Below are 17,982 nucleotides of genomic sequence, written 5' to 3' on the forward strand. Positions count from 1 at the left end.
GGCGCCAACTGAGCGGCGGCTGAGCCCTTTCATTTTGCCCGCGGTGCTTGCGGTGGGCCGTTCCTGCTTTCCTGGTCCCATCCCGTTGTTGACCGTGCGCGCCTGTGGCGTGCCGCAGTCCCATGAACGCCTCCCCCTGTCCCGCCTGCGCGCCGAATGGGCCCCGGTCAGCATTGCGCGCGAGCTGCTGGCAGGCGCGGTCGCCACCTTCGCGCTGATTCCCGAGGCCATCGCTTTTTCCTTCGTCGCGGGGGTGGACCCTTCGGTCGGCCTTTTCGCCTCCTTCGTCATCAGCCTGGTGATCGCTTTCGTGGGCGGCCGGCCGGCCATGGTCTCGGCAGCGGCCGGCTCCGTCGCCCTGGTGGCCGCCCCGCTGGTGCAGTCGCATGGGCTGCAGTACCTGCTGGCAGTGCATGGCGACGATGCTGCCGGCACGCGCACCTGGCGGGTCACGGGCCAGGTGTTCTTCGCCTCGGCCGATGCCTTCATCGATGCCTTCGACACTCTGGGCGCCGAAGGCCGTGCGGTGCGCATCGACGTGTCAGGCGCGCACTTCTGGGACGTGACCGCCGTGGCCGCGCTCGACAAGGTGGTCCAGCGGCTGCAGCACCATGGCTGCACGGTGGAGGTCATCGGTCTCAACCAGGCCAGCTCCGTGCTGATCGACCGGCTGGGTTCCCTGCCCGCCGGCATCCCGCTGGCCCAGCACATCGAGGCCGTGCACATAGCCCTGCTGCACGATCTGCTCGAAGCGGTTCCATTGCAGCATGCCCACACGGTCCATGGGCGGGTTGAAATACAGGTCGGTCAGTTGCTGGGACTGGCGCTGGCGCGACATGCTGTACAGGATGGTCACGTTCATCAGGTAGCTGGCCATGGAGGGCAGCCTGTAGCGCCGCTTCCCACGCGGGCGCAGCTTGTCGCGCAGCAACGCCCAGCTCGTGGGCACTTCGTCCAGGTCGATGCGCCGGGGCTTGCGGAAGTTCAGGTCCACGCCGATCACGGTGCCCACGCCGCGCATGCCGCGCATCACGTCCACCGGGAAGTTGTTGAACGTGCCGCCATCGCACAGCAGGTCGCCCTCGTGCACCACGGGCGGCAGCGCGCCGGGAATGGAAATGCTGGCCAGCAGCGACTTCACCAGGCTGCCGTGGCGCACCACCTGCTCGCAGGCGCGTGAGTAGTTGGTGGCCACGCAGTAGTAGTTCTTCCATAGGTCCTCGACCCGGGCCGGAAAGCCCACCAGCCGGTCCACGGCCTCGCCGAGGATGTGGCGCAGCCGCCGGCCCTTGATCAGCGAGAGCATGGGCAGCAGGTTGAAGTCGCCCGTGGGGTTGGTGCGAAAGGCCTCGCGCGCGTTGGCCATCACGGCCTCCAGCGGCTGGTCCGAGGCCACGTAGGCCGCCATCACCGAGCCGATGCTGGTGCCGCCCACGCAGTCGATCTCCACGCCCTGCTCCAGCAGCGCACGGTACACGCCCAGGTGCGCAAAGCCGCGCGCGCCGCCGCCGGCCAGCACCAGGCCCACGGCCGTACGGCTCTGGATGCGCGCCAGGCGGGCCATGTCGCGTTCCAGCGCCGGGCGCACGTGCACATGGTCGGTCACCGTGCGGCGCGCCAGCCACTGCTCGGTGTGGCGCGGGCAGCGGGTGTCGGCCGGGTGCAGCAGCACCAGGATCTCGGCCGCCTCGGTCAGCGGCGCGCGCTGGGCCAGGCACTGCGCCTCGATGGGGTGGATGGCCGGCTCGGCCAAGGCGTCGGCCAGCAGCAGCAACTCGTCGCAGTGGCGGCTCACGCGGCGCGTCCAGGGCGTGGGCGAGGTGTCGGCCAGCAACAGCACGAAGTCGTTGCGTGCCTCGATCTCGTCAAGCAGCATGGCGATGCGCCGGTTGGCCGAGGCGTCGGCCCCTTCGCGCTGGGCAATGCCGGGGTCCTGCAGCTCGCGGTCCACGGTGGCCGAGTCCACCACGCGCACCTTGCCAGGCGCACCGAGCTGGCGCGCGAGCTTCACGGCAAAGCCCTGCAGGTCCACGCCCGGGCTGATGGGCAGCAGGCCCATGGCCACGAGGCGTTCCATGGCCGGGTTGGCCGAGCGGGACTGCAGGCGCTCGATGATCTGGCGCGTGAGAGCGATCGACACCTGGGCGCTGCTGGCCAGCAGCTCCTTGAAGACCGGCTTGGTCAGCCGCACCAGCACCGAATCGCGCACGGCGACCACCGTGGCGGCGCGCGGCGCATCGGTGAACAGGCTGATCTCGCCGATGGCCTGACCGCGCCCCATGTCGGCCACGCGGCGCTGCTGGCCATCGTCGCCACGCACATAGGCGCGCAGGCGGCCGCTCACGGTGAGGTACATGGATTCGCCGGGGTCGCCCTGGTTCATCAGCGTGCCCCCGCCGGGAATCTCCACCCACTCCATGTGGGCACGCAGCAGCTCCAGGGCATCGGGCGCCATGCCCTGCAGGAAGCTGCGCAGGTGCTCCATCAGGAGCTGGTTCTGGGTGGCGGTGAAAGGCGACATGGCAACTGCGGCAGGCGGATCGGCCGGCTCCGTGCAGGGCACGGGCTCGGGACCGATGGGGTTCAGTGGGCCGCAGGCGCCCGGCCGCAAGGGCCTGCCCGCAGCATGCGAAGCCGCGGATTCTAGGGATGCACCAGTGCAGCGCCCCACCCCGAGCGGGTAGTGAGCGCTGGTGGCGTGAACAAGTGCACGCTTGTGCCTGGAACCTGAGCACGGCCCTCTGCGAGGCCGCGCGCAGGGTGCCTACTTCTTTTCCTGCGCCAGGAATTTCGCAAGGTTGCCGGCGGCCGTGCTGCGCACCTTGCGCTTGAGCGAGGGCGACCAGCCCAGCAGCAGGCCGGGCGTACCCAGGGCCTGGCGCGACCAGCGCCAGAAATTGAAACGATCGCGGTGCGTGGCGATCAGGCCCTCAGGCGTGAAGGTGAACGTGCCGTCGATGATGTTGTGCACCTTGCGCCCCGTGGCGCTGAAGAGGTAGTGCGCTTCCCAATGGGCGCGCCCGCTCCTGTCGTCGGCCTCGATGCCGCTCGATTCGAGCTTCCAGTGCTCCCTGCCGTTCTTGCTGGTGGCCGTGGCCAGCATGCGCCACATGCCGCCGATCTGCTCACGCCCCTTGAGCGAGAAGGCCTCGTCGTCGAAGCTCGCGTCGGGCGCGTAGCAGGCCTGCATGGTGGCGTGGTCGAGCTGGCCGAAGGCCGTGTAGAAGCGCTGCAGGGTCTGGGCATTGGGGTGCATGAATGAAGGCTCCGGTAGGTACGGGGCGGGCAGTGGGCCCGGGCGGAGGATGCTACACCGGGGCCGTGCCGGCCTGCTGGCGCCTGGGCGACCCGGCTGGCGCTTCAGCCGAGGTAGGCGTGCAGCCGCTGCAGTGCGTGCGCCACGGTGGCGCTGCGCACGGCTGCGCGGTCGCCCGGGAACTGCTGCAGCTCGGTGTGCACGGCACCGTTCACGGCCCAGCCGAACCAGACCGTGCCCACCGGCTTGGCCGGGCTGCCGCCCGTGGGGCCGGCCACGCCCGTGACGGCCACGGCGACCCGGGCGCGCGAATGCGCCACCGCCCCTGCGGCCATGGCGCGGGCCACGGGCTCGCTCACGGCGCCGTGCTCCGCGATCAGTGCGGGGGGCACGCCCAGCAGCTCGGACTTGGCCTCGTTGGAATAGCTCACGAAGCCGCGTTCGAACCACTGGCTCGATCCCGACAGGTCGGTGCAGGCCGCGGCGATCATGCCGCCCGTGCAGCTTTCGGCCGTGGCCAGCATCTGCCCGCGTGCGAGCAGGCGGGCGGCGATGTCGGCCAACAGCCGGGCCTGGTGCACCGGGTCGCTCATGTCCAGAACCTCCACAGCGCGATCACCAGCAGCGTGCAGAAGGCCGCTACGAAGTCGTCCCACAGAATGCCCCAGCCCCCGCGCCAGCCAAAGCCCTTGAACAGGCTGTCGGCCCAGGCCACAGGTCCGGGCTTGGCTGCATCGAAGAAGCGGAACAGCGCAAACGCCACCAGCTGTCCCCACCAGCCCATGGGCATGGCCAGCCACAGCACCAGCCAGAAGGCCACGACCTCGTCCCAGACGATGCTGCCCGGGTCGGCCACGCCCAGGTTGCGCGCGGCCACCGTGCAGGCCCACCAGCCCACCGCGGTGCTGGCGGCGATCAGCAGGCCCATGTGCAAGGGGCTGAGCCACTGCTGCAGCGCCAGGAAGGCCAGCCAGGCCCAGAGCGTACCCACGGTGCCGGGAGCGATGCGCGACAGCCCTGCACCAAAGCCCAGCGCGATGCAGTGCGCCGGGTGCGAGAGCATGAAGCCGGCCGTGGCGCGGCGGGGCGCTGCGGGCGGCGGTGAAGACGGTGACATGGGGTCCACGGCGGGGCTCATTGCCGCTCCTGCAATTGGATGTCCTTGGCGTAGCGGATCGTGTGCTCGGCACTGAACTGCGCCGTGGCGCCTGCCGCCAGGGGCTGCTGCCAGGCCACCGTGCCCGGCGTGCGGTTGAAGGCCATCTCGGCCGGCTGGGGCTGGTAGCGCGACTCCACCTCGATCTTCTCGTTGCGCGAGAACGGCGCGGCATGCAGCACCTGCAGGGTGATGCCGGTCTTGTGGCGGTTTTCCACGCTGTAGGTGCGGCGCGTGCGGCGCTCGGTGCGCGAGCCGGTGAAGCCCGTGGCGCTGGTCAGGTCCTGGGGCGCGTCGGCGCGCACGGTGACCAGGTCGTCTTTGCCGAACGACAGGCTGGTGCTGCCTGCGGATGCGGTGCTGGGCGCGCCGAAGTCCAGGCGCCCGGTACCCACGAAGGCGCCGTCGCGGTACAGCCCCACGGCGCCCGCGGGCCATACGCCGGGCGGTGTGGCGACCTCGGCCACCAGGTAGGCCGCGTCTTCCACCGCCGGGGCCGTGCGCGTGAGCAGTGCGGCCGCCGCGCTGTGGCTGCCCAGCGCCAGGGTCACGCGCTGGCCGCTCGACGGTACGGTGATGCGCTGCGGCACGGTGAACTCGGTGGCAAAGCCCTTGTCGGTGGTGCTCACGTCGAAACTTGGCATGGCTTCTTCTGCCAGGTCGCGCGAACGTGCCGCGGGGGCGGGCGGTGCGGCAGGGGCCGCCATGGCCATGACCGGGGCAGGGCTCCCCTGGGGCTGCGGTGGCGGCGCCACATCCAGCGTCCACGGGCGCGGCAGGCGGCCCTGGGTGGCGCGGCCGGGCTGGCCGGTGGAGAGGATGAGCTGCACGTTGCTCCAGTCCTCGCCGCTGTTCTGCGCCACCAGGGCCTGGCGCTCCAGCAGCACGCTGGATTTCACCGGGTCCAGCGTGGCACGGTAGGCCGGCTGCCAGCCCGGGCCGCGCACCTGGTAGGACAGGCGCAGCTCACCCTCGCGCTCGGCTGCGAGATTGATGCTGACCGAGACCACGCGCGCACGCTGGCTGGCCACGCGGTTGCGTTCGGCCACCAGGGGCTTGAGCGCAAGCTCCAGCGTTTCCTGCTTGCGTTTGAGCTGGTGTTCGCGCGCCAGCGTGTCCTGGCCGGACTTGCGCAGTGCCTCCGCCATGGCCGTGATCTGTGCGGGCGTAGGGCCCTGCACGCGGGCGCCTGGTGCCTCTTCGCTGGCCGCGCGGCCGGCCACGCCCTTGAGGTAAGTGTCCACCAGGTTCAGCGCACCGGCTTCGGCCTTCACGCCAGCGATCTGGTCCTCCAGCTCGCGGATGCGGCCGTCCAGCGGGCTGGCGCAGGCCGGGGCCACGTCACGGTCTTCGGTGAGCACATTGAATTCGCCCACGCGCACGCTGGCGTCGGCATTGATTTGCAGGCTCTGTGCGTCCAGCGATGCCGGCAGGCAGGTGAACGTGAAGCTGCGCGCACCCGCAGCCACCTTGGCCACGCGTTCCACGGTGGCGGTGCCCGAGTAGACGGTCACGCGCGCGATGCGTGAGCTGGGGCTGTTGTCCTGCGCCAGCGCGGCGCCGGGCCCGCACAGCAGCAGGCCCGCGCAGGTGGCAGCGGCGAGCCTGGAGAAAGAGCCGGTGAGAAGCGTCAAGAAAAGCCTCCTGGGTTCGGATGGAGCACCGATGCGGCGGCGCGGGGTGGCTGTGGTTGTATCGCAAAGGGCGCGCACTTCCCGCTGCGCGCCACGCGCATCGACCTTGGTGCATTCATGGGATTGTCACGCAGCGTTCATATCCTTGAAAGGTCTTCCATTCTCACTCCAACAAAACCATGAAGCATTCCGTTCCGCGTGCCCTCTCGATTGTCGCCCTGGGCCTGGGCTTGGTGGCCTGCGGCGGCTCCGACGACGGATTCCAGTACCCCGGTGCCAGCGGCACCAGCCTGCCCTATGAGGTGATGGGCCGCGTGGCCAATGCCGAGAAGACCGAGCTGCGCAACGGCAGCTACGGTTCGTCCATGACGCCGCACCCCACCATGGAAGGCTACTTTTATGGCCTGAGCGACCGCGGCCCGAACGCCGCCACGGAGCCGACCCGCACGCCCTCGGGCATCATCTTCATCACGCCGGACTACACGCCGCGCATCGGCCTGTTCAAGCTCACCTCCGAAGGCAAGGCCGAGCTCGTGAGCACCATCCTGCTCAAGGACCCCAAAGGCCGCCCCATCACTGGCCTGCCCAACAGCAAGTTCGGCGGCACGGGCGAGACCCCCTACAACCTGGACGGCAGCGTCGTCTCGCTGGACCCCGATGGCGACGGCGTCAAGGGCTTCGACGAAAGCGGCCTGGACTCCGAAGGCCTGGTGGCGATGAAGGACGGCACGTTCTGGATCAGCGACGAGTACGGCCCGCACATCGTGCACTTCGACGCCACGGGCAAGGAGATCGAGCGCATCAACCCCTTTGCCGCCGACCCGCGCAACAAGGCCGGCCGCACCCTGCCGGCCGAGTCGTCCACGCGCTGGCCCAACCGCGGCATGGAAGGCCTCACCATCACGCCCGATGGCAAGACCCTCGTGGGCATGATGCAGTCCAACCTGTACAACCCCAGCAGCGCGGTCGGCAGCATCAACCTGGTGCGCCTGGTCACGGTCAACATCGAGACCGGCGCCACGGCGCAGTACCTGTACCGCCAGGACGCGGCCGGCCTGGCCAACTCCGAAATCGTGGCCCTGTCCGCCACCAGCTTCCTGGTGGTCGAGCGCGACACCAAGTTCTACGGCATCGACACCGGTGTGGTGCGCAAGAACATCTACAAGATCGACATCAGCCAGGCCACCAACGTGGACCGCTCCAACGCCGCCCTGCGCAACGCCAACGCCTCGCTCACGGTGAACGCGGCCAACGGCCTGCTGGTGGACGGCAAGACGCTGGAATTGGTGGTCAAGGACGGCGGCACCGCCGACAACTACGCCGCAGGCTGGGCACAGCTGGCTGCGCTGGGCATCAAGCCCATCACCAAGGTCCTGGCCTACGATGCCGTCGCCTCGCAGAAGTACCCGCACGACAAGCTCGAAGGCATGTGGGTCATCGACGCGAACCGCCTGGCCATCATCAACGATGCCGACTTCGTGATCGCCCCGGACAACCTGGGCGGCATCAAGCAGAAGTACCTGTACGACGGCAAGGCTGACAGCAACATGCTGTATGTGGTCAAGCCGATCGCACCGCTGTACTGATCCAGCGGCCTCACCTGGGCCCGTACACCGGCAGGGCCTGGCCTTGTTCGTAGGCACCCATGTCGGGTGCGCGGCCCTGGTGGCCGTCGTTGATGTTGGGAATGCGCTGGCCCGCATCGACGGCGGTCGATCCGGCCTGCAGGCGCAGGTCGGGCACCGTGTAGAGCGTCAGCGGCGCGCCCGGGAACGCGGGCACCGAAGCGAAGGAGTCCATGCCCACCTGCACGGCCGCGCGCTCCGTGGTGCGTGCGCGCAGTTCGGCCAGGCTGGCGAAGCTGGTCGCGCCAAAGCGGCCGGTGAAGCTGCCTGCCGTGGAACCGTAGGCATCGAAATCGAGGTCGGCACTGGCGGTGTCCAGGTCGGCAATCGACAGCACGCGCCCGGTGCCGCTGGAGTAGCCGCCGTAGGTTCCGCCCAGCCCGCCGATGAACAGGTTGTTGCGCGCATGGAGCCGCCCTACGGTAGCGCCTGCGTAGATGCCCAGCGCGTCGCCGTTCTTCACCACCGTGTTGTGCAGCAGCACGTCGCCATAGCTGCTGCGGTACAGCTTGAAGGCCACATGCACCGCGTTGTAGACCACGTTGCGCACGAAGTAGGTGGGCCCGCCCAGGCCTGGTTGTGACGACAGCGCGATGAACACATTGGTCAGCCGGTTGCGCAGGATGCGGCAGTTGTGCATGCAGAAATCGGCCTCCACCCCGTCGTCCGCCGCTTCGGAAATGTCGTTGTTCAGGATGTCGATGCTGTACTGGTCCACCGCCTCGTCGTCTTCGAGCAGCGAGATGTTGTCCCGAAAGCGCGCCACGCGGTTGTTCATGACCACGTGGCCCGGCCCGGTGATGAGGATGCCCTCGCCTGCGTTGCCGCCCGACACGCCCAGCGCCGCCTCGGACCAGACCACCGTTCCAGTCACCGTGTTGTCGGCGATGTAGGCGTTTTCCGCCCGCGTGAAGGTGATGATGCCGTGCCCGCCCAGCGCCGCCGTGGCGTTGACGGTGCTGCGTGTCATGCTGAAGTCGTTCGTGCCGTTGAAGCGCACGCGGCCGTTGAGCGTGAGTTCGGTCAGCATCACATGGCGCTGGTTGAAGACACTGATCTCGCCCTCGACCACCGCGCCGGGCGTACCGCGGACCACCAGCGGCCAGCCCGCGATGCCGCTGCGCCCCACGGTGAAGCCGGCGTAGCGCCCGGCCCCCAGTTCCACGATATCGCCGGCATTGGCCGCCGCGAGCACGCTGGCCAGGGTGGCCGGCGTGGCGGGTTTGACCACGGCGCCGGGGGCCGGCACGGGCAAACTGCGGGTGGTGGCCGTGGTGGTGCGCACGGCGCTGCCGCCATCGGGGTCGGTCAGCGTGAGTTCGATCTCGTAGGTGGTGCCCGGCGCCACGTCGAAGATGCTGCCCGAATGGCGCAGCGGCCAAGTGCGGCCCTGGCCCGAGGTCTCGTTGTGGATGCGGCGCAGCGGCATGCCCGTGAGCCAGGTGCCGCTGCCCTGCGCGCGGTAGCGCACGCCGACCACGGCATTGCGGTTGGGATCGCCCGTGAAGGCCCATTCCACCGAGATGTTCTCCAGCGTAGGGAAGAGCGTGGTGATGGCGCCCGGCACGCTGGCGTCCGCCGCGCTCGGTGGCGGCAGCAGCCCGCCCCCACCCAGCAGTTCCAGCCCTGGCCGGGTCAGGCTGACCTTGGGGTAGGTGGCCGTGCCGATCACCACCTGGGGCAGGCGCAGCACGCTGCCGGCTGTGATGTACTGCAGCTCCGTACCGACGGATGGATCCTCCACGCGCTGTTGGCCCGGGTCGAGCAGGCGCACCACCACATCGCGGTAGCGGTCGCCGGCATCCAACTGCAGCGTGGGCAGTCGCAGCGTACCGGCGGCGGGCTCGAAGGTCGCCGTGTCGGCTGCCATGGCGATTGCCTGCATGCAGGCGAGAAGGGTGGCAGTGAGCCGGCGCAGAGAGGTGGAAGGCATGGTCATGGGCGCAAGCTTGGGTTACAGGGCGTCGGGCACGGCCTTGGCCAGAAAATCGTACACCGCCCGGATGCGCTGGCTGGTACGGATCTCGCGGTGCACCGTGAGCCAGATGGGCAGCTCGGGCAGCTTGAGCATGGGCAGCAGGGCCACCAGGTCCGGCTCGGTGCGCGCCATGTAGTCGGCCACGAAGCCGATGCCCAGGCCGCTGCGCACCACCTGCCAGTAGGCGATGAGGTCATCGGTGCGCAGCGCGAACTGCTGGCGCTCCATCGGCAAGCCCATGGCCGCGAAGCCGCGCGCAATGTCGCCCTGGCGATCGTTGCCGACCACATCGTGCTGCATCAGGTCGGGCGGCTGGCGCGGCGTGCCCCGTCGGCGCAGGTAGTCGCGGTGGGCATAGGTGCCCAGCGTCACCTTGCCGATGCGCTTGGCCACCAGGCTGGTCTGCGTGGGCTGCACCATGCGCAGGGCGATGTCGGCCTCGCGGCGCAGCAGGTTGCTGACCTCGTTGCTGGCCACCAGCTCCACCTGCACCTCGGGCAGCTCGATCCGCATGCGTGCCAGCAAGGGCGGCAGCAGCATGCAGGCCACGGGCTGGCTGGCCGTGATGCGCACCGTGCCGCTGACACCCGCCTCGGCGCCGGAGACGCTGCGCGCCAACTGGTCGGCACCGGCCTGCATCGCGCGCGCCGATTCGGCCAGCCGCAGCGCGGTCTCGGTGGGCAGCAGGCCGCGCCCCGTGCGCTCGAACAGCACCACGCCGAGCTGCGATTCCAGCTCGGCGATATGGCGGCCGATGGTGGGCTGGCTCGCGTTCAGCGTGCGTGCGGCGCCCAGCAGGCTGCCCTGGTCCAGCGCGGCCAGGAAGGATTGGACCAGGCTCCAGTCAAAGCGTTGCGTCATGGGAGGTAGGAGGTATGCAAATTTGCATTGCTGCTATCGACAGTTAGCCAATTGTGTAACGGCGCGCGTGTTTCCACAATCGCTCCATCCCTTGTTTCAGGAGCGACGCATGGCCAATGCCGCATCCACGGTTCTCATCCTCGGCGCCCGCGGGCGCCTCGGCCTCGCCGCCGCCCAGGCGTTCGCCCAGGCCGGCTGGCAGGTGCTTGCCCAGGTGCGCCCGGGCGCCACCGGCCCTGCCGTGCCTGGCGTGCAATGGCTGGCCATTGCGGCAGAAGACACGCCGGCCCTGGCCGCCCATGCCCAGGGCGCCCAGGTGGTGGTGCATGCCATGAACCCGGCCTACACGCACAAGGCTTGGCGCACGCAGGCGCCCGGCCTCATGGATGCGGCCATCGAGGCCACCCGCGCGCTGGGCGCCACGCTCATGCTGCCCGGCAGCGTCTACAACTACGGCAGCGCCATGCCGCCGTTGCTGCGTGAGGACACGCCGCAGACCGCACTGGACTTCAAGGGCCGCATGCGCATCCAGCTGGAGCCGCGCCTGCAGGCCGCCACGCGCGATGGCACCCTGCGGGCCATCGTGCTGCGTGCGGGCGACTTCTTCGGCAGCGGCTTGGGCAGCTGGCTGGACCTGGCCATCGCCAAGGACCTCGCCAAGGGCCGCATCACCTGTCCCGGCCCGCTGGACATCCAGCGGCCCTGGGTCTACCTGCCGGACCTGGCTCGCACCCTGGTGCTGGTAGCCCAGGCGCGCCACCGCCTGGCCGCCTTCGACACGCTGCACTTCGCAGGCCAGCAGGTCACGGCGCAGCAGTGGGTGCAGGTGCTCTCTGCCGTGGCGGCCGAGCAGGGCTGGGCGCCCCATTCCGGTGCCGTGCGCGTGGGCCAGCTGCCCTGGCCGCTGCTGCGCCTGGCGGGCCTGGTGCTGCCCACCTATGCAGCCCTGGCCGACGTGCGCTACCTCTGGAGCACCCCGCACCGCCTGGACAACACGCGCCTCGTCGCGCTCATCGGCGCCGAGCCGCACACCCCGTTCGAGCCTGCGGTGCGCCGCGCGCTCCATGACCTGGGGCTGCTGGCCCCGGCCCCTTCCCACGCCGTCCTGGCATGAACCGCAAGGAGAACCCCACCATGCAACGCCGTACCTTCATCCGCCTCGCCGGCGGTGGCACCATCGCCGCCGCGGTCATCGCCCCCCTGGCTGCCTGCAGCTCGGGCCCGCACTATCCCGCCCAGGCCATCGAAGCCTGGCAGGGTCCCGTGGGCGAAACCGACCTGCGCCGCCGTGCCGTGGCCTACGCCATCACGGCACCCAACCCGCACAACCTGCAGCCCTGGGTGGTGGACCTGCGCGAAGAAGGCGTGATCACCTTGCGCACCGACCGCGAGCGCGTGCTGCCCGAGACCGACCCGCTGGGCCGCCAGATCCTGATCGGCCATGGCGCCTTCCTGGAGCTGCTGGTGCTGGCACTGGCCCAGCAGGGCATGGCCAGCGAGGTCACGCTGTGGCCGCAAGGCCCGCTGCCGGCGCTGTTGCGCGATTGGGATGGGCGGCCCGTGGCGCGCGTGGTGCTGCGGCCCGGCGGCGAACCCGATGCCCTGTTCACCCAGGTGCTGCGCCGCCGCACGCCCAAGGTCGATTTCGACCTGGCCCGTCCCGTAGCGCCCGATCTGCTCAAGGCCTTGCTGGCAGGTGCGCCCCGGCCAGGTGCCCCGCAGGTGGGCGGCACGGTGGAGCCCGCGCGCCTGGATGCCTTGCGCGCGTTGTGCTGGCAGTCGGCCCAGGTGGAAATCAACACACCGCGCACGATGATGGAGAGCATGCGCCTCACGCGCGTCGGCCCGTCGGAGATCCTGGCCCACCGTGACGGCATCTCGCTGAACACGCCCTTCATCCGTGCCGTTGCCGCGCTGGGCATGTTCGACCGGTCCATGCCACCGGCGCAGGGCAGCGCGGGGCATAAGGGGGCCATGGACCGCTTTGAGGGCCACAGCCGCACGGCCATGGGCTTTGTCTGGCTCACCGGCGGCAACACCCGTGCCGACCAGGTCGCGGCCGGCCGGGCCTATGTGCGCCTGCAGCTCAAGGCCACGGAGCTGGGCGTGGGCATGCACCCCATGAGCCAGGCGCTGCAGGAGTTCGCCGAGATGGCGCCGCACTACGAGCGTGCCCATCAGCTGGTGCTGGGCCGGGCTGCGCCGAAGGAAGCCGACGACCCCACGGTGCAGATGCTGTGCCGCATCGGCTACCCGCAGGGCGAGGTGCCGGCCACGCCGCGTCGCCCGCTGGCACGGCTGCTGCAGGCCTGATGCCGCGCAGGGTTGCGTCTCAGGCGGGAAAGGCCGGGCCATGGGGCTGCAGGCACATGGGGCGTTCGTCGAAGGCCAGCCAACCCAGCCGGTCGCACAGCGACTGCACCCAGGGGGTGTAGTCGGTCCGCAGCGAGCAGCGCATGGCGAGCGTGCCCTCGGACAGGTCCTCGGGCAGGTGGAATTCCAGCGCATTGCCCAGCACCGTGGCGCGGCCCCAGGTGGGCCCGATCCACTCCAGGTCCGGTGCCACCTGTGCGAGGCATTCCTTGATGTGATCGATGCCACGCAGCGGCAGCACGGTCTCGGGCGAGAGCTCGCCGGTGGACAGCGGCAAGCGTGCAGGGCGGAAGAACAGATAGGTGCAGGCCATGGCGCTGCATGGTGCACCATGCAGCTGCGTTGCGTGCAAGGCCCTCGGGCGCACTGCGTGAACTATTGCTCAGCGCGGCCCCCTGGAGACAGGTTGTCAGCGCTGCGTGGCCTTCGGGGTGGGCACCAGGTACTCCCGCACCAGGCTGCGTGCACGGTGCAGCCGGCTCTTGGCCGCCTCGCGCGTGATCGAAAGGCGCTGGGCCATCTCCTCGATGGTGAGCTCCTCGAAGTCGCGCAGCAGCAGGGCATCGCGGTACTTGGGCGGCAGTGAGTCGATGGCCAGGGCCAGGTCGTGGCGCAGCGCGTCATCGGGACGGTGCGACCAGGCCATGCTGTCCTCCACCTGCGCCAGCGGCTCGCCGCGGAGCCAGGCCAGCGCCGGTCGCATGCACAGCCGCTGAACGATGCGCACCACCCAGCCGCCGAAGGCCGCCACCTCGCGCAGCGCACCCACGCGGCGGTAGACGATGATCAGCGCCTCCTGCACCACGTCGTCGGTCGCGGTGGTGGCCGCGCAGTGGCGCAGCGCGTAGCGGCGGATATCGGGCCGCGCCAGTGCCAGCAGGCGCTCCATGGCCTCGGTATCGCCCGCGCGTGCGGCAGGCAGCAGTTGGGCGACAAGGGCGTGGGTGGTGCTGCTCATTCCACGGGCTTTCTGCCCACCATGGCGCAAGCGGGGCAATAGCCGAAGAGGCCGGTCACGATGCCGGTGGCCCCCGATGCGGCGAGCACCAAGCCGAGCGGCGTGAAGCCCAGCCAGCCCAGGCTGGCGACGAGGAGGGCGAGACCGGCGGTGATGCGCAGCAGGCTTTCGGGGCGGGTGATGTTCTTGCGGTACAGCATGGCAAAGCTCCTTGGGGGTTGAAAGAGAAGGCGCCGGCACGGGACGCCTTCCCTGACAAGAGCGGGCCCTGGGGCCAAAGGATTCATGCTGCGGAAAAAATAGTTTCAGCCGAAGTGGTCGAACGAGGCGTAGCGCTTGTCTACCGGCTGGCCTTGGCCATCGACCAGCCGCAAGCCGGGCTCTGCCTCGATCACACCGATGCGCGCCACCGGTGTCTGACTGGCCTGTGCGGCAGCTGCCACGGCCGCGCGCTGCGAGGGTGGCGCCGTGAAGGCCAGTTCGTAGTCGTCGCCACCGGCCAGCGTGCACTGGTGCAACTGCTCAGGACCCGCCGCGGCGCCCGCATGGGCCATCAGGGCCGCGGTGAGCGAGGTGTCGATGCGCGCCCCCACGCCAGATGCCTTGAGGATATGCGACAGATCGCCCAGCAGGCCGTCGCTCACGTCCATCGCGCTGCTGGCCACGCCGCGCAGCGCCATGCCCAGGGCCACGCGCGGCGTGGGCCGTTCCAGTCGCTGGCGCGCGGCGGCCAGCACTTCGGGCGCCAGCGGGGTGTGGCCCAGCAGCGCCTCCAGCGCCAGCCGGGCATCGCCCAGCGTGCCGCTCACATAGAGCTCATCGCCCGCGCGCGCGCCGCTGCGCAGCAGCGCGTGGCCCGCAGGCACTTCGCCGAACACCGTGATGCAGATGTTGAGCGGGCCCTGCGTGGTGTCGCCCCCCACCAGCTCGCAGCCATGGGCATCGGCCAGGGCCAGCAGCCCGCGTGAGAAGCCGGCCAGCCAGGGCTCGTCCACACGCGGCAGCGCCAGCGCCAGCGTGAAGGCCAGCGGCCGGGCACCGCAGGCTGCCAGGTCGGACAGGTTCACTGCCAGCGCCTTGTGCCCCAGGGCCTCGCGGTCCACGTCGGCAAAGAAGTGGCGGCCCTCGACCAGCATGTCGCTGGACACGGCCAACTGCATGCCGGCGGCCGGCACCAGCAGCGCGCAGTCGTCTCCGACGCCCAGAGCCGCGCGGTGCACGGGCCGCGTGAAGTAGCGTGCGATCAGATCGAATTCACCCATGGGGGGATTGTGGCGCCACGCCGCCGCACTCTTTTGGGACGTGACATATCTCTGCAACACAGGCTGCCTAGAGTCGGCGGTTTGCGGCCCGGACTCCCCGTCTGCCGGCCCACCCCTCTTGCGCGGTGGAAAGCACTTTTTCGCCAGCGCCTCCCCATTGACCTACCTACCCGCACGCACGCGGAGGAAACGAGCATGACCACCGTCTACCATGCCCTGTCGGCCAGCAACTTCAGCCAGAACTGGACCAACGTCGCCACGGCGATCCCCACTGCCGACAGCTGGAGCGGCGTAGCCTCCCTCGTCGGCTACCGTGGCGACAGTCTGTCGGCTGCTGCGGGCACGGATCCGCAGACCGTCACCGCCGATGGCAGCGCCACGCCGCAAAGTGCGGTGCTGCTGGGCAGCACGCCCAGCGGCAGCGGCGCGGTAGGGGTGTTCCAGACGCTGGCGGACCCCGTGGTGGCGCTGCAGGGATCGGGGACGGCGGATGCGCCCCACCTGGTCTTGCACCTCTATGCGACCGGGCGCGAGAACATCCAGAGCAGCTACAGGCTGCGCGACCTCGACAGCAACACCGACAACGCCGTGCAGGCGGTCGCATTGCAGTACCGCCTGGATGAGACCGGCCCTTTCATCAACGTGCCCGCGGCCTTCACTGCCGACGCATCCGATGGCCCCAGCCTGACCAAGGAAGCCACCGTCAATGCCACGCTGCCGGCGGCCGTCAATGGCGCGGCCAAGCTGCAATTGCGCATCATCACCAACGATGCGGTGGGTGCCGACGAATGGATCGGCATCGATGATATTTCCGTCACATCCTCGGCTGCCGCTCCCGTCGGCCCCAGCCTGGCCTACAGCGGCAGCATCAACGAATCCCAGGCCTGCGACGGCCAACTGGCAGCAGGCTCCCAGATCCCCATCACGCTCTCGGGCGCGACCTTCACCGGCACCGATGGCGCCAGCCTGCTGTCCTCCGCCAACGTGCCCAATGTGCCCGCCGGCCTCACCGCCGTGCTCACCCGCACCAGCGCCACCACGGCCGAACTGAGCTTCACCGGCACAGCCGCCAGCCATGCCAATGCCAACGACGTCAACAACCTGACCGTCACCTTCGCCGACGGCGCCTTCACCGGCGGCTCGGCTGCGGGTGTCGCCAACTCGACGCAGAGCAGCCTGAAGATCAATTTTGCCGACCTGGGAACGGCCGGCAGCGGACAGACCTTCACGCCCAACACCGGCACCACCCTCGGCAGCTCCGATGCCTCGACCGCGCTCGCACTCGATGCCAACTGGATGGTGGTCGGCGACGACGAGGTCAGCGTGCTGCGCGTGTACGACCGCGCCGGAGGCCAGGCCGTCAAGGAGTGGAACTACGGCACGGCGCTGGGCAATGGCGGCGAACTGGACCTGGAAGGCGGCACGCGCATCGGCGACACCTTCTACTTCACGGGCTCGCACAGCAACAACAAGAGCGGTGCGGAACAGAACAACCGCGAATACATCCTGGCCGTGAAGATCACCGGCACGGGCGCCGTCACCCAATACACCTACCTGGTCAAGCACACCAGCCTGGAAGACCAGCTCGTGGCCTGGGACCAGGGCAACGTCCATGGCAAGGGCGCGAATTACTTCGGCTTTGCCACTTCGTCGGGCGCCGGCGTGATTCCCGAGAACCTCAACGGCTTTTCCATCGAAGGCATGACCGCCTCGCAGGACGGCACCAAGCTGCTGGTCGGCTTCCGTGCGCCTCAGACCGATGCCAACACCCGCGACAAGGCCGTGGTGCTGGCGCTGGACGTCGCTGGCCTGGTCAGCGAAACGGGTGGCGCGACCCCCAACGTCAGCGGAGTCTATGAACTCAACCTGGGTGGCCGCGGCATCCGCTCCATCGAAAAGGCAGGCGATGGCAGCTACCTGATCCTGGCCGGCCCTTCGGGCAGTGCCAGCGCCGAAGTGACGCACGACTTCCGCCTGTTCCGCTGGGACGGCGTGAGCGCCACGCCCGCCGAACTGGACGTGAACCTCGACGCCCTGCGCGACGGCACGGGCGGCAGCTTCGAGACCATCGTCGATGTGCAGAGCACGGCCCAGGGCACCCTGGTGCAACTGCTGCAGGACAATGGCGACAGCACCTGGGGCGGCGCTACCGCATCCAAGGACCTGCCGGCCGCGCAGCAGAAATTCGTCGGCAACTGGGTGCAGATCGGCGCCAATGTCACCGACGCCACCGGCCCCGTGCTCAAGACCAGCACCCCCGCGGACGATGCCACCAACGTGGACAAGGCCGCCAATCTCGTGCTGCGCTTCGACGAAGGCGTGGCCCGCGGCACGGGCGATTTCGTGATCAAGAAGGTCAGCGACAACAGCACCGTGGCGACCATCTCCGCTGCCGATACCACCCAGGTGACGGTGGCGTTCAACACCGTCACCATCAACCCGACGGCCGATCTGGCAGCGAACACCGCCTACTACGTCGAAGCGGTCGCAGGCACGCTCAATGACCACTACGGCAACAACTGGGGCGGGTTGGCAGGCGCCACCGCCTTCAATTTCACCACCACCTCCGCCCCCCCTCCCAAGGTGCTGATCACCGAAGTGAACTCCAGCACCAGCTCCGGCGCGGGGGGTGGCGATTTCTTCGAGCTGTACAACTACGGCACCACGGCGATCGACCTGTCGGGCTGGAAGTGGACCGACGAGGCCGGCGCATTCTCCAGCGCCACGGAACTGACCGCCGGGACCATGCTTGCGGCCGGTGAAAGGCTGATCGTCGTCAACACCACCAACGAAGCGGCATTCCGCACGGCGTGGAACAACCTGCCCACCACGACCAAGGTGCTCGCCGTGGGCGGTGCCGGTCTGGGCGGCGATGATGC

Annotated in this window: 14 protein-coding genes and 3 pseudogenes; 6 read left to right on the forward strand and 11 right to left on the reverse strand. The window is 69.4% G+C overall.

All coding sequences use genetic code 11. The features are described 5' to 3' along the window. Positions 1-136: 136 nt before the first annotated feature. A pseudogene (locus tag ACK59X_RS20375) lies at positions 137-409 on the forward strand (SulP family inorganic anion transporter); the annotation flags it as partial. Positions 410-502: 93 nt separating this feature from the next. Further along, positions 503-619: pseudogene (locus ACK59X_RS20380) on the forward strand (STAS domain-containing protein); the annotation flags it as partial. 423 nt (positions 620-1,042) lie between these two features. Here the strand turns inward: ACK59X_RS20380 and ACK59X_RS20385 are convergent. From ACK59X_RS20385 to ACK59X_RS20405, 5 genes and pseudogenes are all read right to left on the reverse strand, one after another. Next, positions 1,043-2,521, reverse strand: a pseudogene (locus ACK59X_RS20385) (cyclic nucleotide-binding and patatin-like phospholipase domain-containing protein); the annotation flags it as partial. A gap of 243 nt (positions 2,522-2,764) precedes the next feature. Beyond that, a complete protein-coding gene (locus tag ACK59X_RS20390) occupies positions 2,765-3,256 on the reverse strand; it encodes a nuclear transport factor 2 family protein (protein WP_409960216.1) in 492 nt (163 codons plus the stop codon). A 104-nt stretch (positions 3,257-3,360) separates the two neighbouring features. Further along, positions 3,361-3,849, reverse strand: a complete 489-nt coding sequence (locus ACK59X_RS20395) for a CinA family protein (protein WP_409960217.1) — start codon at positions 3,847-3,849, stop codon at positions 3,361-3,363. Further along, positions 3,846-4,394 (reverse strand): phosphatidylglycerophosphatase A, encoded by a 549-nt coding sequence (locus ACK59X_RS20400; RefSeq protein ID WP_409960218.1) that lies wholly within the window; start codon positions 4,392-4,394, stop codon positions 3,846-3,848. Before ACK59X_RS20400 ends, ACK59X_RS20395 begins: the two co-directional genes overlap by 4 nt. Beyond that, positions 4,391-6,046: a DUF4139 domain-containing protein gene (locus ACK59X_RS20405; protein WP_409960219.1), complete on the reverse strand. Its 1,656-nt coding sequence runs from the start codon at positions 6,044-6,046 to the stop codon at positions 4,391-4,393. Before ACK59X_RS20405 ends, ACK59X_RS20400 begins: the two co-directional genes overlap by 4 nt. Before the next feature lie 179 nt (positions 6,047-6,225). Here ACK59X_RS20405 and ACK59X_RS20410 point away from each other — a divergent pair, with 179 nt between their 5' ends. After that, on the forward strand, positions 6,226-7,632 hold the full coding sequence (locus ACK59X_RS20410) for an esterase-like activity of phytase family protein (RefSeq protein WP_409960220.1): 1,407 nt from the start codon (positions 6,226-6,228) through the stop codon (positions 7,630-7,632). Between the two features lie 10 nt (positions 7,633-7,642). Here ACK59X_RS20410 and ACK59X_RS20415 read toward each other — a convergent pair whose 3' ends face one another. Further along, the gene (locus tag ACK59X_RS20415) at positions 7,643-9,604 is read right to left on the reverse strand and encodes a right-handed parallel beta-helix repeat-containing protein (RefSeq protein WP_409960221.1); all 1,962 of its coding nucleotides are present in this window, start codon (positions 9,602-9,604) and stop codon (positions 7,643-7,645) included. Between the two features lie 21 nt (positions 9,605-9,625). Continuing rightward, complete coding sequence (locus tag ACK59X_RS20420) at positions 9,626-10,510, reverse strand: LysR family transcriptional regulator (protein ID WP_409960222.1); 885 nt, start codon at positions 10,508-10,510, stop codon at positions 9,626-9,628. A 109-nt stretch (positions 10,511-10,619) separates the two neighbouring features. On the opposite strand from ACK59X_RS20420, the gene ACK59X_RS20425 reads away from it, so the two are divergent. Beyond that, the gene (locus tag ACK59X_RS20425) at positions 10,620-11,624 is read left to right on the forward strand and encodes an NAD-dependent epimerase/dehydratase family protein (RefSeq protein ID WP_409960223.1); all 1,005 of its coding nucleotides are present in this window, start codon (positions 10,620-10,622) and stop codon (positions 11,622-11,624) included. Positions 11,625-11,644: 20 nt separating this feature from the next. Then, positions 11,645-12,823, forward strand: a complete 1,179-nt coding sequence (locus ACK59X_RS20430; RefSeq protein WP_409960224.1) for an Acg family FMN-binding oxidoreductase — start codon at positions 11,645-11,647, stop codon at positions 12,821-12,823. 19 nt (positions 12,824-12,842) lie between these two features. On the opposite strand, the gene ACK59X_RS20435 is transcribed toward ACK59X_RS20430, so the two are convergent. The 4 genes from ACK59X_RS20435 to thiL all read right to left on the reverse strand — a co-directional run bounded on the left by ACK59X_RS20435 (position 12,843) and on the right by thiL (position 15,103). Next, on the reverse strand, positions 12,843-13,196 hold the full coding sequence (locus ACK59X_RS20435; protein ID WP_409960225.1) for a hypothetical protein: 354 nt from the start codon (positions 13,194-13,196) through the stop codon (positions 12,843-12,845). Positions 13,197-13,292: 96 nt separating this feature from the next. Continuing rightward, the gene (locus ACK59X_RS20440; RefSeq protein ID WP_409960226.1) at positions 13,293-13,841 is read right to left on the reverse strand and encodes an RNA polymerase sigma factor; all 549 of its coding nucleotides are present in this window, start codon (positions 13,839-13,841) and stop codon (positions 13,293-13,295) included. Continuing rightward, positions 13,838-14,041, reverse strand: a complete 204-nt coding sequence (locus ACK59X_RS20445) for a DUF2892 domain-containing protein (RefSeq protein WP_409960227.1) — start codon at positions 14,039-14,041, stop codon at positions 13,838-13,840. The genes ACK59X_RS20440 and ACK59X_RS20445 overlap by 4 nt, the downstream gene beginning before the upstream one ends. A 105-nt stretch (positions 14,042-14,146) precedes the next feature. Continuing rightward, a complete protein-coding gene (gene thiL / locus ACK59X_RS20450; protein ID WP_409960228.1) occupies positions 14,147-15,103 on the reverse strand; it encodes a thiamine-phosphate kinase in 957 nt (318 codons plus the stop codon). Between the two features lie 195 nt (positions 15,104-15,298). On the opposite strand from thiL, the gene ACK59X_RS20455 reads away from it, so the two are divergent. Then, on the forward strand, positions 15,299-17,982 hold a 2,684-nt coding region (locus ACK59X_RS20455; RefSeq protein ID WP_409960229.1), incomplete at its 3' end, for a DUF3616 domain-containing protein.

Origin of the sequence: Acidovorax sp. (assembly GCF_046339755.1) — a bacterium.
GTDB lineage: Bacteria > Pseudomonadota > Gammaproteobacteria > Burkholderiales > Burkholderiaceae_C > Acidovorax.

Excerpts from the sequence above, each read along its gene's own strand:
- ACK59X_RS20390 (WP_409960216.1), bottom strand. The coding sequence starts at position 3,256 with ATGCACCCCAATGCCCAGACCCTGCAGCGCTTCTACACGGCCTTCGGC.
- ACK59X_RS20395 (WP_409960217.1), bottom strand. The coding sequence starts at position 3,849 with ATGAGCGACCCGGTGCACCAGGCCCGGCTGTTGGCCGACATCGCCGCC.
- ACK59X_RS20400 (WP_409960218.1), bottom strand. The coding sequence starts at position 4,394 with ATGAGCCCCGCCGTGGACCCCATGTCACCGTCTTCACCGCCGCCCGCA.
- ACK59X_RS20410 (WP_409960220.1), top strand. The coding sequence starts at position 6,226 with ATGAAGCATTCCGTTCCGCGTGCCCTCTCGATTGTCGCCCTGGGCCTG.
- ACK59X_RS20415 (WP_409960221.1), bottom strand. The coding sequence starts at position 9,604 with ATGCCTTCCACCTCTCTGCGCCGGCTCACTGCCACCCTTCTCGCCTGC.
- ACK59X_RS20420 (WP_409960222.1), bottom strand. The coding sequence starts at position 10,510 with ATGACGCAACGCTTTGACTGGAGCCTGGTCCAATCCTTCCTGGCCGCG.
- ACK59X_RS20425 (WP_409960223.1), top strand. The coding sequence starts at position 10,620 with ATGGCCAATGCCGCATCCACGGTTCTCATCCTCGGCGCCCGCGGGCGC.
- ACK59X_RS20430 (WP_409960224.1), top strand. The coding sequence starts at position 11,645 with ATGCAACGCCGTACCTTCATCCGCCTCGCCGGCGGTGGCACCATCGCC.
- ACK59X_RS20435 (WP_409960225.1), bottom strand. The coding sequence starts at position 13,196 with ATGGCCTGCACCTATCTGTTCTTCCGCCCTGCACGCTTGCCGCTGTCC.
- ACK59X_RS20440 (WP_409960226.1), bottom strand. The coding sequence starts at position 13,841 with ATGAGCAGCACCACCCACGCCCTTGTCGCCCAACTGCTGCCTGCCGCA.
- ACK59X_RS20445 (WP_409960227.1), bottom strand. The coding sequence starts at position 14,041 with ATGCTGTACCGCAAGAACATCACCCGCCCCGAAAGCCTGCTGCGCATC.
- thiL (WP_409960228.1), bottom strand. The coding sequence starts at position 15,103 with ATGGGTGAATTCGATCTGATCGCACGCTACTTCACGCGGCCCGTGCAC.